This is a genomic window from Thermosediminibacter litoriperuensis (genome assembly GCF_008124715.1).
In the GTDB taxonomy this organism is placed as follows: Bacteria; Bacillota; Thermosediminibacteria; order Thermosediminibacterales; family Thermosediminibacteraceae; genus Thermosediminibacter; species Thermosediminibacter litoriperuensis.
In genome coordinates, this window is the sequence record NZ_VNHO01000014.1 from 43,936 (window position 1) to 59,481 (window position 15,546).

At 50.5% G+C, this 15,546-nt stretch carries 16 protein-coding genes, 1 pseudogene and 1 riboswitch; of the genes and pseudogenes, 10 read left to right on the forward strand and 7 right to left on the reverse strand.

Annotated elements, in window-relative coordinates:
• Nucleotides 1-64: 64 nt before the first annotated feature.
• A pseudogene (locus LZ11_RS07380) lies at nucleotides 65-1,918 on the reverse strand (methyl-accepting chemotaxis protein); the annotation flags it as partial.
• A gap of 133 nt (nucleotides 1,919-2,051) precedes the next feature.
• Nucleotides 2,052-2,528, reverse strand: a complete 477-nt coding sequence (locus tag LZ11_RS07385; protein WP_148867260.1) for a chemotaxis protein CheW — start codon at nucleotides 2,526-2,528, stop codon at nucleotides 2,052-2,054.
• Nucleotides 2,529-2,650: 122 nt separating this feature from the next.
• A riboswitch (cyclic di-GMP riboswitch) is annotated at nucleotides 2,651-2,745 on the reverse strand.
• Between the two features lie 230 nt (nucleotides 2,746-2,975).
• On the opposite strand from LZ11_RS07385, the gene LZ11_RS07390 reads away from it, so the two are divergent.
• From LZ11_RS07390 to LZ11_RS07425, 8 genes are all read left to right on the forward strand, one after another.
• On the forward strand, nucleotides 2,976-3,380 hold the full coding sequence (locus LZ11_RS07390) for a bacteriohemerythrin (RefSeq protein WP_148867261.1): 405 nt from the start codon (nucleotides 2,976-2,978) through the stop codon (nucleotides 3,378-3,380).
• 25 nt (nucleotides 3,381-3,405) lie between these two features.
• Nucleotides 3,406-5,430 (forward strand): transporter substrate-binding domain-containing protein, encoded by a 2,025-nt coding sequence (locus LZ11_RS07395; RefSeq protein WP_148867262.1) that lies wholly within the window; start codon nucleotides 3,406-3,408, stop codon nucleotides 5,428-5,430.
• Entirely contained in the window at nucleotides 5,414-6,775 is a 1,362-nt protein-coding gene (locus tag LZ11_RS07400; RefSeq protein WP_148867263.1) for a sigma-54-dependent transcriptional regulator, read from the forward strand. Before LZ11_RS07395 ends, LZ11_RS07400 begins: the two co-directional genes overlap by 17 nt.
• A 152-nt stretch (nucleotides 6,776-6,927) precedes the next feature.
• Nucleotides 6,928-8,361 (forward strand): Na+/H+ antiporter NhaC family protein, encoded by a 1,434-nt coding sequence (locus tag LZ11_RS07405; protein ID WP_148867264.1) that lies wholly within the window; start codon nucleotides 6,928-6,930, stop codon nucleotides 8,359-8,361.
• Between the two features lie 11 nt (nucleotides 8,362-8,372).
• Nucleotides 8,373-8,708, forward strand: coding sequence for a 2-amino-4-oxopentanoate thiolase subunit OrtA (ortA, locus tag LZ11_RS07410; RefSeq protein WP_187695061.1), 336 nt, complete (start codon nucleotides 8,373-8,375; stop codon nucleotides 8,706-8,708).
• The gene (gene ortB / locus LZ11_RS07415) at nucleotides 8,698-10,119 is read left to right on the forward strand and encodes a 2-amino-4-oxopentanoate thiolase subunit OrtB (RefSeq protein ID WP_148867266.1); all 1,422 of its coding nucleotides are present in this window, start codon (nucleotides 8,698-8,700) and stop codon (nucleotides 10,117-10,119) included. The genes ortA and ortB overlap by 11 nt, the downstream gene beginning before the upstream one ends.
• Nucleotides 10,120-10,343: 224 nt before the next feature.
• Nucleotides 10,344-11,384, forward strand: coding sequence for a protein-glutamate methylesterase/protein-glutamine glutaminase (locus LZ11_RS07420; protein ID WP_170240327.1), 1,041 nt, complete (start codon nucleotides 10,344-10,346; stop codon nucleotides 11,382-11,384).
• Nucleotides 11,371-12,819: an HD domain-containing phosphohydrolase gene (locus LZ11_RS07425; protein ID WP_148867267.1), complete on the forward strand. Its 1,449-nt coding sequence runs from the start codon at nucleotides 11,371-11,373 to the stop codon at nucleotides 12,817-12,819. Before LZ11_RS07420 ends, LZ11_RS07425 begins: the two co-directional genes overlap by 14 nt.
• 13 nt (nucleotides 12,820-12,832) lie before the next feature.
• On the opposite strand, the gene LZ11_RS07430 is transcribed toward LZ11_RS07425, so the two are convergent.
• From LZ11_RS07430 to LZ11_RS07450, 5 genes are all read right to left on the reverse strand, one after another.
• Nucleotides 12,833-13,426 (reverse strand): hypothetical protein, encoded by a 594-nt coding sequence (locus LZ11_RS07430; RefSeq protein WP_148867268.1) that lies wholly within the window; start codon nucleotides 13,424-13,426, stop codon nucleotides 12,833-12,835.
• A 71-nt stretch (nucleotides 13,427-13,497) separates the two neighbouring features.
• A complete protein-coding gene (locus LZ11_RS07435) occupies nucleotides 13,498-14,013 on the reverse strand; it encodes a peptidoglycan recognition protein family protein (protein WP_148867269.1) in 516 nt (171 codons plus the stop codon).
• 21 nt (nucleotides 14,014-14,034) lie between these two features.
• Nucleotides 14,035-14,196, reverse strand: a complete 162-nt coding sequence (locus tag LZ11_RS07440; RefSeq protein WP_148867270.1) for a YvrJ family protein — start codon at nucleotides 14,194-14,196, stop codon at nucleotides 14,035-14,037.
• Nucleotides 14,197-14,250: 54 nt separating this feature from the next.
• Entirely contained in the window at nucleotides 14,251-14,472 is a 222-nt protein-coding gene (locus LZ11_RS07445; protein WP_148867271.1) for a DUF2922 domain-containing protein, read from the reverse strand.
• 39 nt (nucleotides 14,473-14,511) lie between these two features.
• Entirely contained in the window at nucleotides 14,512-14,736 is a 225-nt protein-coding gene (locus LZ11_RS07450; protein WP_148867272.1) for a DUF1659 domain-containing protein, read from the reverse strand.
• Between the two features lie 291 nt (nucleotides 14,737-15,027).
• Here LZ11_RS07450 and LZ11_RS07455 point away from each other — a divergent pair, with 291 nt between their 5' ends.
• Together LZ11_RS07455 and LZ11_RS07460 are read left to right on the forward strand one after the other, a co-directional pair.
• The gene (locus LZ11_RS07455; protein WP_148867273.1) at nucleotides 15,028-15,243 is read left to right on the forward strand and encodes a nucleotidyltransferase family protein; all 216 of its coding nucleotides are present in this window, start codon (nucleotides 15,028-15,030) and stop codon (nucleotides 15,241-15,243) included.
• A gap of 66 nt (nucleotides 15,244-15,309) precedes the next feature.
• Nucleotides 15,310-15,546: helix-turn-helix domain-containing protein (locus tag LZ11_RS07460; RefSeq protein WP_148867274.1), on the forward strand; the 237-nt coding region annotated here is incomplete at its 3' end.

Genomic DNA, 15,546 nt, shown 5'->3' on the forward strand with positions numbered 1-15,546 from the left:
GAAGCCTCCTTTGCTGCTAAAAAGGCACCTGCTTTCCGCTCAGGAAAGCAGGTGCGACTTGACTTTACAGGGTAAACTTTGAGCTTTCCTTTTTGAGCTTTTCCACCAGGTCGATGAGCTCCGTGGCGCTGGCGCTTATGGTCTGGGCTGCCGAACTCATCTCTTCTGCCGATGCGGCTATCTCCTGGGAAGACGCCGCGTTCTCTTCCGATATTGCGGCGGCGTTGGATACTTCTTCGTTGATCTTTCTGCTGTGTTCGTTGACGGTCCTGGCCATTTCCTCGATATCCCTCAGAAGGTCGGCTACCTTCCTGGCACCTACCGATATTTCCATGAAATGGTTTAGGGCTTCGCCGCCTATGATCGCCTGTTCTTCGATGAGGATTACCGCTTCTTCGGTAGCCTTATCCGAAAGGTCAATATTCTCCGTGACCTGTTTAACTATTCTGGTTATCTGGCTTGCCTGCTGGCTGGACTGTTCGGCTAGCTTTCTGATTTCCTCGGCCACCACCGCAAATCCCCTGCCGGCCTCGCCGGCCCTGGCTGCTTCGATGGCGGCGTTGAGAGCCAGGAGGTTGGTCTGTTCGGCTATGCCCGTTATTATGTCGGTAATGCCCGCTATCTCTTTTGCCTGTTCTATGAGGCTGGCCATGGCGGACTTGATATTTTCGGCCTTGGAGGTGGTGAGTTCTATCTTCTGGGCGAGCTCTTTCATGATCTTCTCGCCCTGCTCGGTTCTCTTCACCGTATCCATGGTGTTTTGTGTAATGGATTCCAGGTTTTCCACCAGGTCCTGCATCTGCCTGGTGCTATCCTCGACAGCCGCCGAAATATTTCCGGTGTTCTGGGCCAAGTCCTGGGCGCCGGCGGAAATCTGATTTACGGTTTCCGCCACCTGTTCGGCGGCTTGGGCGGTATCCTGGGCTCCCTGGGATATGTCCCTTATAGCCCTTTCCAGGTTGTTTATGGTGCTGCTCATGACGCCCAGCACCGCCCTGGTGTTATCCAGCATTTTCTTGAGGGAGTTACCGAGGATTCCGAGTTCGCCGGAAAACCCTTCGGGTACGTCCACTCTAAGGTCCCCCGTTGACATGGTATCGGCCACCGCCGTGAGCTTAAGTATGGGTGAAGACATCTGCCGGCTGAAGGTAAGGGCTGCGGTGATGACGATTATCGCTGCAACCAGGATCAGGGTGATGGTGGTCCAGTAGAAGCTCTTCAAGCCGGCGTATACTTCAGCTGCCGAAGCAGTGACGCATAAGGACCATCCGGTGCTCTTAACCGGAGAGAAGGCAGCCAGTTTGTATTCTCCATTAAAATCATACCTTACGGTGGCTTCTTCGCCTTTTATCATGCGTTCCCCGACCCTGTTCAGCGACTCGGACTCGGTCTTTGTTATGTTCATGGTCATAACCATCTTCTCGTCGGGATGGGCTATGACGGTACCCTTCTTGTCTGCCAGGTATGCGTACCCCGTGGTGCCGTATTTTGTCGAGTTTACGATGTTGCCGAGCGCATTCGCGTTTACATCAGCACCGACTATGCCGGTTATACCGCCCTGACCTTTTACGGGGGCTACTATGACCAGAATTTTGTCGCCGGTCACCTTGTCAACGACGATATCCGACACAATGGTTTTGCCCGAGGACATTAAATCCTTAAAATACTGCCGGTCGTTGATGTCGGCGATTTCCTTGGTGATGTCCTCGTTCAGGTACGAGTAAACTTTGCCGTCGGGCGTGGCGTACCAGAGGAGCTGGATGTCCGGTGCTGCAGGCTGCACTGTTTTTAATATGGGGATTATACCTTCCAAGTTGCCGCTTTTAATTATGGGATTTTCTGCGAGAGTTTCCAATATCCCCATTCTTTCGTTAACCCAGAGGTCGATAACGCCGGTTGTGGATACGGCCTTTCCGAGCAGTTCCCGGTCTGCCGCATGGGTCAGGTTGTTTTTTGAGGTCATGTAGTTGAAGAGGCTCAGAATTATGAGAGGTACGAGGGATATTAGCAGGAACAGAACGGTCAGTCTTGTCCTTATTCCACCCTTTAATTTAGGTCCGTTCGGCTTCTTCATATGTATCCTCCTTTGAGAAATATTTTAGCTGGTGTTTTTCTGTGACATTGAGTATTTCGCTGGTTTTAATAAGTATTACGATCCTGTCTCCCATTTTTGCCAGTCCTTGAATGAAGCGGGCATCGATAGTCAAAGCCTCGGGCGGTTTTTCCAGATCTTCCTCTTTCAGTGCCGCCACTTCGGTAACGTGATCTACTATGAGGCCTGCCACGGCATCATCGATATTGACAACGATGATCCTGGAGTCTTTTGTTATTTCACCGTCCGCAAGGCCGAACCTCTTTTTGAGGTCGATTATCGGGATTATTCTGCCCCTCAGGTTTATTACACCCTCGATAAAATGAGGAGCCCTGGGGATGTGCGTTATTTCCACCATCCTGATGATCTCCTGCAGATCGAAAATGTCTATACCGTAAAGTTCTTCTCCGAGGCCGAAAACAACTATCTGTCTCAAGTGCTCCCTCCTTTCCAGCGGCTTTAAGCCTTTTAGTTTTGTAATAAAAAAGGCAGCCTTCGAATAATAGTGTTTTGGCTGCCCTGGTTGGGATCTTTCTCTCGGCCGATTGTTTTATACGAGCCGGCAACCTGGCAGCCGTAGCCCCGATAATAAAGGGAGCCTTAGGCCCATGGCTTTGCGCCCCTGCCTTTCGACAGGTTTGCCCTTATCGGCAGATATTGTCGAATTTTCGTTGAAAATACTACTAAATATTTTACATTTTTCGCTTTTACATAGTCAAGTTATATTTTTCCATATCAGAAAAATAGCATTTACAATGCTACCGGTCGCTGGTATCATGGATTTAAGCTGCGGCAGCAAAATTGGAAAGGGACCCACCGCTGAAACAGGACAAAAGATTTTTTTGGCGAATACTTATCGTAATAACGATGGGGGTGATATTTTATGGCGATTATCTGGACGGAAGACCTTTCAACAGGAGTTAGCCAGATCGACGAACAGCACAAGGAACTTTTTAAAAGGGTAAACGATTTGATTGCGGCCTGCTCGAAAGGGAAAGGCAGGGAAGAGATCGTAAAGGTCATGGATTTTCTGGGGGAATACGTCGTCATGCACTTCGGCGCCGAAGAAAAATACATGCAGGACAACGATTTTCCCGGCTACAGGGCACATAAAGAGCAGCACGACGGCTTTGTGACGGAATTTAATGAAGTAAAGAGAAAGATGGAGCAGAACGGTCCTACGGTAGACCTGGTCGTAAAAATAAACCACTTCCTCATCGACTGGCTTATAAACCACATCAAAAAAACTGACAAGGTGCTGGGAGCGTTTTTGAAGAATAAGATTTGAAGTGATATATGGGAGCTGAAGTGGATTGTCTTTTTTCAGATCAAAGGCCTTTTTCTATCTGCCGCTGTCTCTGATATTAATACTGATAGCTTTTTTTATAATTCAAATAATAAAAATCTCAACCGGGGATGTCCGCCTCACCGAAGAGGAGAGAAATTACCTGTTAAAAAAGGGGAAAATCGTTTACGGAGCCCACATCAACGCGCCGCCCCTCAGATACGTGGATGAGAGCGATGGGCAGTATAAAGGGCTCGTAATCGATTACCTGCACGCGCTCTCGATCGAGCTCGGAGTAAACATCGAGACAAGACCGTACTTATGGACCGAGGCTCTGGGCCGACTTGAATCCGGCCGGACCGATATCTGTGACATGTTTGAAAGCTCGGAAAGGAGTAAAAAATATCTTTTCACAAAGCCCATATACAATTTACGGGGCGTGGTTGCGGTCAGGTCGAACAACAAGGAGATATTAAAACCTGCCGACTTAGATAAGCGGGTTGTCGCCCTGGAAAAAGGCGATTACACCAATGAATTTTTTGCCGGGAATTTCCCCGGTGCCCGAATATTATACGTGGACGATATAAAACAGGCGATGGATCTTCTTTCGGCAGGCAGAGTCGACGCTGTAGCGGGTGACGAGCCCGTCGTCCTATATTTTATAAACAAAATGGGGCTCGAGGGGGTAGTGGACGTCCTGGACCACCCGCTCTACGAGAAGCCGGTTGTATTCGGGGTTTCCAGGAGTGAAGCGGACCTTGTACCTATTTTAAACAAGGGGATCGACAGGATAAACGGCAAAAACGTGCTGGAAAAGATCCAGCAGAAATGGTTCGGGCTATCCACCTCCATAATCGTGAGGAAGGATACCTCGAATATCAACAGGTATCTGATGCCCATCTCCGTGATACTGGTGCTGGTAATGGCGTTTTTTGCGGTGATAAACCATTCGCTAAAAAAGGAAGTATATTTGAGGACGAGAGACCTGGAGATAAGCAAGAACCACCTGCAGACCATTTTTGACGGCATCGAGCAGATGATCGCTGTTGTTTCGGAGGACCTGTCCATAATAGATGCCAATAAAAATTTCCAGCAGTTTACCGCCAAGCCGCTGGATGTATTAAAAAATATGAAAATGTGCGACGCCGCCGGGGTATTCTGCAGGAAGGACTGCTCCTGCTGCATATTCAGGAAATGTATCGATGAACCTCTGAAAAATTGCGAGTTCAAGGCGGGAGATAAAATCTACAGTATAAGTACCTACAACCTGAGGAACCAGAGCCTGTCTTCGAAAAAGGTGCTGGTGATTATAGACGATATAACCATCAGGAGGTTCAATGAAATCCAGGTCCTGCAGGCCAATAAGATGATGGCTGTGGGCCAGCTGGCGGCGGGCGTCGCCCATGAAATAAGAAACCCCTTGGGAATTATACGGACGTATAACTATATCCTGCGCAACCGCCTTCCGGAGGGAGACGGCGTGGCGGCCAAATCCATATTCGAAATAAACAGAGCCGTGGACAGGGCTGATAGGATAATAAACAACCTTCTGAATTTTTCCAGGATCCCGGGTGAAAGATGGGAATGGGTAGACCTGAATGATTTTATCAGGGACACCCTGGAACTCCAGGAGAGCTATATTAAAAAATACAAGATAAGCAGTAAGATCGAAGATAAAACCGCTTTTCTTTATTACACGAGTGTCGACGGCATGCACCATATAGTGATGAACATCATCGCTAACGCTATAGATGCTATGAAGCATAAAGGAGGCTCTCTGACGGTCGAGATTGAAGACAAGGCCGACGGATTTTCAGTCACCTTTGCCGATACCGGGGAAGGAATAAAAAAGGAACACATGGACCACATTTTTAATCCGTTTTTCACCACAAAGCAGCCTGGAAAAGGCACAGGCCTCGGCCTTTTTATAACTTACACGGAAATTAAAAAACTGAACGGCGAAATATTTGTAAAAAGTGAAGAAGGGATCGGGACCGAAATCAGAGTGAGGATACCGGCTAAACGGAGGAGTAAAAATGAAGAGAGGATTTAAAATCCTGGTTGTGGACGATGAACCTGAATTTCTTGAAGCCTACAGCATACTGTTGTCCGAAAAGGGTTATGAGGTGATATGCGAATCCCAGCCCCGGAAAGCTCTTTGCCTGCTGGAAAAAGAGTATTTCCCGCTGGTAATGGTGGACCTGGTGATGCCGGGGATGGACGGCATGGAGTTTTTGAAAAATGTCAAGGCTCTGTACGGCAGCAGGACTGAAGTCATAATCGTCACCGGGTTCGGCACCATAGAGAACGCAGTCAGGGCGGTCAAGCTAGGCGCTTTCGGTTACTTCATAAAAAGTTCCGATCCAGAGTCAATGCTGGCCGAAGTGGAAAAGGTCAGGAAAATGTTCGAATTGAAAGCCGAAAATTCCATGCTCAAATACGGCCTTCTCGAAGAAGACGTCTTTTTATCGACGAAAAATCCGAAAATGATGGAAGTCCTGGAGATGATAGAGAGGGTTTCCCGGACCGATTCAAACGTGCTTCTCCTGGGGGAATCGGGAACGGGAAAGGAAGTAATTGCAAAGCTGATCCACAAAAAAAGTTCCAGAAGCATTATGCCCTTTGTGGCGATAAACTGCAAGGCTTACCCTTTGAGCCTACTGGAATCGGAACTTTTCGGCCACGAGAAGGGAGCCTTTACGGGGGCGACCTCGAAAAGGCAGGGGAAACTGGAAGAGGCCGGCGGTGGTACTTTATTTCTCGATGAAATCGGCGAGATCGAGGCGGACGTCCAGGTAAAGCTGTTGAGAGTCCTTGAGACCCGGACGGTGGAAAGGCTGGGTTCGAACAAGCCCGTGAGTGTGGATTTCCGGCTGATTTGCGCCACTAACAATGATATAGACAGAGCCATAGAACAGGGGACCTTCAGACCGGACCTTTATTACAGGATCAGTACCATCGTGATAAGAATTCCTCCTCTCAGAGAGAGAAAAGAGGATATTCCGGGGTTCATTGAGTTTTTTATGAACAGTTATTCCAGGATCATGGGCAAATACCCCGAGATGGAAGAGGGGGCTGTCCGGCTGCTGGCGGCCTATGATTACCCGGGAAATATAAGGGAGCTTAAAAATATAATCGAAAGACTTTTCGTCCTCTGCGACGGTATCATAACCGAAGAGGATGTGAAAAGAAGCCTTCAGGGAGCGCAAAAATCACCGGGGAGGGGCGGGGAGGCCCCTGCTCCCGTCGCCTACGAAACCGCCAAGGAAGATTTTGAAAGGCGGTATTTCAGCATGCTCTTCGAACTGAGCGGCGGCAACCTGTCCCAGGTGTCCCGGCTCTCCGGGTTAAGCCGCCGGCAGGTTTTCAATAAGATAAAAAAGTATTCGATAAAGTAGGAAATTTATTTCCTACCCGGGAATTTTATTTCCTGCTAAATTATAATGGTTGTGCCCAACACCCGCAATTTTGCGGGGTTTTTTTATTGGAATACTTTTTGCAAAATTGGATTTACAGCCGGAAATCAATATATTCAGCAAGGAGGGTTTTTATGGAAGAAAAAAAGAGAATAGAGTTTTACGGGGGAGGTTGGGTTTCGTTTCTTCCTTTTTTGATCTTTCTCACGGTTACGCTTTACATCTCTTTTCTTAAAGCTCCCGATGTGCGGGGTATGTGGATCGGAGCCCTGGCGGGAATAATGTTTACCTATTTCCTTGCAAAAGACAAAGAAACCTACGCAAAAGTAGTCATCGATGGTATGGCGGACCCGATAGCGATAGTACCGGTAGCCTGCTGGATTTTTGCAGGCGCTTTTGCCGCCGTATTGAGATCCTCCAAACTGGTGGAAGGCATCATATGGGCGGCATATCACCTGGGTGCAAAGGGAACGTTTTTCGTAATTGTCACCTTTTTAGCATGCTGTATTTTTTCAACAGCAACGGGGACCGGATTCGGCACGATAGTTGCGGGAATGTCGGTACTTTACCCGGCAGGAGTGTTTTTAGGTGCCAATCCCTTGGCGCTTATAGGGGCGATTGTGGGCGGCGGCGCCTTCGGCGATAATCTGGCGCCGGTATCGGATACCACCATATGTTCCGCTGCCAGCCAGGGTGCCGACGTCGGGGGAGTGGTGATGACCAGGCTGAAATACTGCCTCGCCGCCGGTGTGACCACTCTCGTATTGCTGGTTTTATTCGGAGGAGGCGGGAGTGTCTCCAGCGTGCCCTACGAGACCCTGGCAGCGTATATGAACCCCAAAGGTCTGATAATGCTCATACCGGCCGCACTTACCATATACGTGGCCGTGAAAAAAGGAGACATAATCATAGCTACTACCATAGGAACCGTTGCTGCGGCCGCCTTCGCAATTCTGTTCGGCCTTGCGGACGTCAACACGCTGTTTTTCGTGAAAGACGGAGCAGTGGGAGGCGCTCTGGTCAACGGTGTGGCAGGTATGGTCGATATCTGCATCCTTGCCCTGCTGGTGCTCTCCTGTGTCCACATAATGCAGGCGGGCGGGGGTGATCGGAAACTGCTGGAACTGGCGGGTGTGTTTGTAAAGACCGTAAGGGGTGTTGAAGCGTCCATAGTGTTCCTGGTTATAGCGATGTCCACCATCATGGGGCTCAACGCTCCGCCGATTCTGGCGGTGGGAACCTCCTTTGCAAAGCCCATCGGGGAAAAATACAACATCCATCCCTACCGCAGAGCCAACCTGCTAGATGCCACGGCGTGCACACTGGTCTACTCTATGCCCTGGACTCCTGCGCTGCTTTTAACTCAGTCTCTTGCAAAAGAAGCCAATAAAACCTTTGGCGGTATGGTGCCGGTATTCAACACGGTTCAGATGACCCCCTGGATCATATACTGCTGGATACTCCTCGCTGTAATGATATTTGCCGTCGTTACTGGTTGGGGCAGGGAATATATAGGAGAGGACGGGCGCCCGGTATATTATAACCGCGGATCATGGGCTGCCAATTAATAAGGAAGGAGATGATTGCTTTGCAGGCCCAAAAAGGCATGTGGGTGGAAATAGAAAACACAGTGCTTCAACCGGGAGAACGGGCACCTCATGTGCCGGAAGATACGAAGCGTGTACCTCTGGTCATGTGGGTAAAGGGTTTCCTGGAGTCTAATGAGGCTTTTTTGGGGGACCGCGTAAAGGTCCGCACCCTGGCCGGCAGAATTGTGGAGGGGAAGCTCGTCGCGATCAATCCGAGACACGAGCACGATTTTGGGGATTGCGTGGAAGAGCTCTTGCAGGCGGGAGAAGGGCTCAAAAAAGAGCTGGAGATGGTTTTGAAGGAGGAAGACTCCAATGAAGGATAACTCTTATCAGGCAGTAATGGCCCGGAAAAAAGAGATAATGAAGAAATCCGTCGGTATAGATTATGCGGTGCTGGAATACGGCAGGCTTTCCTTCGATTATGAAGGCCTCATGAAAAGCGTGCCTTACAGCCTTGAACAGGTGGCAGAAATCCAGGCGGAAACCAAAGTGGGGAAGACGCCGCTTTTTGAACTCAAAAACCTGACTTCTCTTATCCGGCGGTACTCCCCGCCGGGCAAGGGGGCGAGAATCTTTATTAAAGATGAAGCCGCCAACTGTTCCGGGTCTTTTAAAGACAGGCGGGCGTCCCTCTCGGTATATCACGCCAAGAAGCTGGGGTTTAAAGGAGTGATTGCAGCCACATCGGGGAATTACGGCGCCGCCGTGGCCGCTCAGGCGGCACAGAGGGGATTAAAGTGCATAGTTGTCCAGGAAGTTTACGATTCGAGGAAAGTGGGCCAGCCCGAAATACTGGAAAAAGCGCGGAAGTGCGAGGCTTACGGTGCCGAGGTGGTGCAGCTCACCGTGGGGCCGGAGCTGTTTTACGTCTTCCTGATGCTGCTGGAAGAAACCGGGTACTTCAATGCATCCCTTTATACCCCTTACAGCATAGCAGGTATCGAGACCCTGGGATACGAGGTTGCGGTAGAGATCAAAGAAAGGGAGGGCCGGTTCCCTGACGCCGTAGTGATCACCCATGCGGGTGGAGGAAACGTTACAGGCACCGCCAGGGGCCTGCTTAAAGCCGGAGCGGTAAAGACTCGGGTGATAGGGGCGTCGGTGGACCTGACGGGGCTTCACATGGCCTCCGACGGCGATTTCAACAAAAAGTCGTTTACCACGGGCCATACTGGGTTCGGAGTGCCCTTCGCCGTATGGCCGGACAGGTCCGACGTGCCCAGGAATGCGGCAAGACCCCTGAGGTACCTGGACAGGTACGTCACCGTTACTCAGGGAGAAGTATTCTTCACCACCGAAGTCCTGGCCCGGCTGGAAGGGCTGGAGAGAGGACCCGCCGGGAATACTTCCCTGGCGGCTGCCATAGCCCTTGCAAAAGAGATGGATAGGGACCAGATTATCGTGGTACAGGAAACGGAATATACCGGCGCCGGCAAACACCCGCTGGCCCAGCTGTCTTTTGCACGGAGGAACGGCATAGAGGTCAGGCGCGGCCATCCTTCCGAGAATATTCCGGGGAAAAACATAATCATACCGGAAAGCATATCGCAGCTGGGATACAGAGATGTTGACCTCGATGAGCTTCGCCGGTCTTATATAAAGAATGCGTTGCAAAAAACAGGAGTAAAGGTGCTGGAAAAAAATGATCCGGATTTCCTGTCGGAGGAAACGAAATGGCCGGTGGACCGCGTGGTTGAATTTCTCGAAGACTGTGGCATCGAGACGAAGTTTTAACGTACGGGTGCGCCGATGCACGATAAAATAAACCGGGGTTTTTCAACCCCGGTTTTAAAATTTTTATTACGGTAGAGATTTTTTATAACAGAAAATCGATACGGTCATTGGCAATTATTACATTTATTGGTATTATATATAAGAGTATTAATAAATGCATATGAGGACAACGGTTTATGGGAGACATAAATCGACCGGATTTTAACTAGTTCGAGGTGATCGTCGTGATAAGGGTTCTGGTCGCGGATGATTCTGCCCTGATGAGGCTCATGATAAAGGACCTGCTGGAAAAGGACCCCGAGATAAAGGTGGTGGATACCGCCAGAAACGGCAGGGAAGCCGTCGAGAAAGCTGAAAAGCTCAAGCCCGACGTCATTACAATGGACGTCCAGATGCCCGAAATGGATGGGATTTCGGCCTTGAAACAGATTAACGAAAAAAAACTGGGCAAAGTATTGATGCTTTCCTCACTGACCCGAGAAGGCGCCGAGGTGACTCTCAAGGCCCTGGAGATGGGCGCCTTTGACTTCGTGGCAAAGCCCGGCGGGAGCATATCGCCCGATATAAAGGAATTCGCGGATAAGATAATCGCCAAAGTGAAGGCCGGATTTAAAGCCGGGAGTATCCGGGAAAGGCCGGTAAATCCGCCTGTGCCCAGCATACATTTCACTTCCGAAATGAAGGCCGTGGTCATCGGGATTTCCACCGGGGGTCCCAGGAACATAATGCACGTTCTGCCTTTCCTTCCCCCGGATATAAATGCAGCCGTCTTCCTGGTGCAGCACATGCCTCCGGCGTTCACCGGACCCTTAGCGAGGAGGCTGGATGAGCGCTGCAGCATAAAGGTGGTGGAAGCCGAGGACGGCATGGAAGTAAAACCCGGCACCTGCTACGTGGGCAAAGGAGGCTACAATCTACTGCTTTTTGGCGATAGAAAAAACTGCAGGCTGGTGCTGACCGACACCCCGAAAAACCGGTTCATGCCTTCGGCGGATGTCACGATGGATTCGGTTTTCACCGTATTCCGCGAAAATACTATAGGCGTTATTATGACCGGTATGGGCGATGACGGAGCCGGGGCGATGGTCAGAATAAAAAAAGCCGGCGGCAGGACTATTGCCGAGTCCCGCGAGACGGCGGTGATATTCGGGATGCCCCGGGCGGCGATTGAAAGAGGAGGGGCCGAGTTTGTACTTCCGAGTTACGAGATACCGGCTAAATTAACCGAACTGGCTGGGGTGAGGATGGTAAATGGGAAAGAGTAACGGGATTACGGACGATTTTTTAAAATTGTTGTTGAATTCGATTGAGGTAAACCTGTGCGTTATAGACGAAAGCGGGAAAATCCTGCTGGTCAACAGGAAATGGGAGGAATTTGCCCGAAAAAATGGCATTGCCGATGTTAGAATGGTTGGTCCCGGAGTCAATTATTTAAAAGTACTGGAAAATGCCGTTCGCGACGAATATATGGATCTGGGCCTGGCGAGGGTTGCCTTGGAGGGTATAAGGGAGATTCTGGCGGGAAAGAGAGAAGAGTTTTACCTGGAATACCCCTGCCACGCGGATAGCGAGGACCGGTGGTACCTGATGGTGGTGTCCCGGATCGATTCGAATCCCGTCACCGCGGCAATTTGCCATATAAACATCACGGAAACGAAAAAAAAGCAAACGCAGATCAAGAAGCTGAACATATGCGATGAGCTGACAGATCTCTACAACCGGTGGATGTTCCAAAAGGAATTGAAAAAACTCCGGCGGACCGACGAACTACCGGTGGCCATAATAGTGTACGATCTGGATGGGCTACAGCTCATAAACGATGTGCTGGGCTATGAAACCGGAGATAAACTGCTCAGGGCTTTTGCCGGTATCCTGAAGAGCAGTTTCAGGGAAAAGGACGTGGCGGCAAGGATAGGCGGCGACGAATTCGGCATTATAATGAGGGGCTGCGATGAAAAGGCCGTTGATTCCGTCATAAAGAGGATCGCGGCGAAAATCGAGGATTTTAATTCGAAACATGAGGACCTGTACCTGTCGGCGTCTGTGGGCTACTCCATAAAGTACAGCGGTATTCAGGACGTTTACAAAGTGTTCAACGAAGCCGGCAATAACATGTACAGAAACAAGCTCCTGATGCGGCAGACTGCCAAAAACGCTATATCTCTCATAATAACCAGGAAGCTCCGGGAGCGAAACAGCGCACGGGAAGGACGTATCGAGAGGCTGATCAAGCTGGCCGAGGCCTTCGGAAAAAAGCTGGATCTCTCGCAGGAGAATATGGAAAAGTTTTTACTGCTCTGCCGCTATCACGACGTAGGAGAGATAAGCCTTCCGCAGGACCTGTTGGTTAAAAAGGGGAGGATAACCTGGGAAGAGAGGGAAATATGGCGAAAGCATTGCACCGCCGGCTACAGGATAGCCATCGCCGTGCCGTCGCTTTCCGGGATTGCGGACCTGATCCTGAGCCACCATGAACACTACGACGGCAGCGGCTATCTCTTTAAGCTGCGGGGAAAGGAAATACCGTTTCTGTCCCGGGTCTTTGCCATAATAGACGCTTATGAAGCCATGACCGGCAACAGGCCCTACAGGAAACCGTTGAGCCACGAGGAGGCTGTAGAAGAACTGAAAAGGTGCGCCGGCACCCAGTTCGACCCTGAACTGGTCAAACTGTTTACCGAAATGGGACCGGTGATTTAAGCGGCGGATTCTTTCATCCGCCGCTCTTGCTGAGGATCCTTATCAGGAGGTTTATCAGTTCCTCCCTCAATTTTCCGCCGTCCTGCAGGTAAGCGGATTCCGGCTCCCGGACCTGTCCGGCCTTTATTGCCGCCCGGTGCCTTTCCTCGTAGATTCCCGCTATAAGTCTGGCGTCCTTCATATACTCCAGCAGGGTGGCTTTGCCTAAAAGGACCCTCAGGCACCTGCCGCAGGCGAGGAGCACCCTGGAAAAGGAGCCGTCTTCCTCGATCTCCCGGATTTCGTAAAAGGAAAGGTAACCAACGGTGCCGTCGTTTTCTCCCAGGGGCCTTTCCCGGAATTTCACGGGAATTAGTATGAGGGAGGGCGAGAGCGGCACCGGCACGTAGTTTCTCCTGTTGACGGCCCTGCCGTAATTTTCCCTTACGGCGGCGAGATCCACCCCGTAAGCCCTGGCAATCCGCCTTATCACTGTCCTGCAGGTATTTCCTATCAAATGCTCTTTTCCGTCCGAGGTAATCACCCTGGTGGCGTTTCCCGCTCCGGCTTCGTATACCGGCACCACGGCGGCAATACCGGCCTTTATCAAAATCTCCGCATCCTTCATTGGCCATCCACCTCCCAAAATCTGGCGAAGGCGAAACTTTAAGACAATTATAACCAAACGTATGTTCGATGTCAAGGCCAAAAAGAAAAAACAAATCTATCGCCGGGGCACTCGGTTCTGGCTCCCGGCACCTCCGAGTGCTTGAGCACCGCCGAAGGCGGGATCGAGTAGACGTCCGTAAGGAAGCTGACGAGGTTTTTCAGAGCCTTCAGCTGGGCGGTGGTGGGCTCGGGATGTCCCTTTTTCCCGGAGGGGTTGTCCCGGGAAGAAAAGTTGCCCGTCAGGGCGATGCCGATGGACCTCCCATTCATCCCGGAGGCGACGCAGTGGGCTCCCGGCGCGAAATCGGGCCTGCCCCTTTCCACGCTGCCGTCGGCCCTTATAAGGTAGTGGTAGCCGATGCTGATAACAGCGCCGCCGTCACAGTGGGGAAATCCCCGCTCTCTGTACTCCTCCACCAGAGAAAAGGGCTCCGTTATTTTCACGCCGAAGCCCCTGGCCGCATGAATCCTGTTTATTTCCAGAGATGAAACGTCATGGCCTGCAGTATGATGGATCACGATAAAGCGCGGATAAAATCTTTCCATACCGATCGCCTCCCTGAAATATCACCCGTTTCTGGAGGGGTTTTTGAGCCCCTCTATGACCATGGCCAGTTCGTGGATGCTAGCCGTGAGGCTTTCCATTTTGGCCTCGATCCTCACCAGCAGGTATATGGAAACGGCGATGGGAAACCCCACGTTGGCCACCTGGGCCATGAAATCTTCCATATTTGCCACCTCCAGTCTCAAATTAAAGCCCCGGGCCGGAGCCCGGGGAAGGGTTTATTCGCGAGGTATGATTTCCACGGCGTCCCTGATGAGAACTCTAGCCCCCAGGGCTTTCACTATGTCCCCGCCGCTGGTGGCGAAGAGGTTCCGGGAGACCACCAGGTCCATCACCGGCTGTATTTCCTGCGGGGTGAGGTTTTCATTCGGGTCGGGGACTAGGATCCGGGTGGTCCTGCCGGCTTCGTTCTGGAAGCTCATTTCGAGGATCTGAGCCATGCTCTGGCACCTCCTTTCCTGAAATTAACTTACGCCGCATTACTCTTCGGTCAGCTCGATTTCCACCACCTTTCTGAAGGAGTCCACCGGGTGGATCTGAAGGCCGGCCAGGGCTTTGGCCAGTTCCATCACGTCGGCGTCGGGAGCCGAAGTCTTCAGGTTCCTGAAGGACCTGGTCCTCGTCACAGGCCTGCCGTTTTCGCCGGTCCCGGTCTGGACTACTACCTGCAGGGTGGCCTCCACCGGCGTCGCGATAACCGCCATCAACTTCACCTCCTTTCTGCAGCGGCCCCTTCCCGTGTTTCGGGGGGCCGCTCTCGATTTCACCTTCATTATACTTCCGGCGGCGGGAAAACAAAAAAAACGGCCGGGAGCGGGCGGGCTCACCGGCCGGGGACGGACTGGTTATACCTCTGTGTTTTCATTCCGGCTGTTACGGCAAAAGTCTTTTGTCGGGCAAATTCTGTACACCACCGGAGGCGACTCATTATAATTTGATGCAAAATATGGTATAATAAACGCAAGACTATTAATTTTGTTGAAGGTGACTTCAATATGAATTTGGGTTATATAAAGGAGAAAATTGTACCTTTGCTTAAAGAAAATGATGTTGTAAACGCCGCTATATTCGGGTCATATGCCCGTGGTGAAGAGAAACCTGATAGTGATTTAGATATAATTATTAAATTCAGGGAAGAAAAAATTAAAACCTTATTTGATTTAATAAAGTTGGTTAATTGTAAAATTAAATGCGACAGTAAAAAAAGTTGAACCATAGCATGAAACCCGATATGATGTTGGTTGACAAAAAACTAACACATATGGAGGGTTTCAGCTATGGTTCTTACTAAAGAGTATACCACATCACCACCCACTTTTAAACACCTTACACCCTACGAAAGAGGTAAAATTTGTGCCCTGCTCAAAGAAGGTTTCTCACCAACTCAAATCGCTAAAAAACTCGGCCGTCATCGCAGTACTATTTACCGCGAAATCAAGCGTGGTACAACGACTCAACTTCGCACAGATCTAACTACATACAGCACTTACTTCCCGGAAACCGGTCAGGTGGTG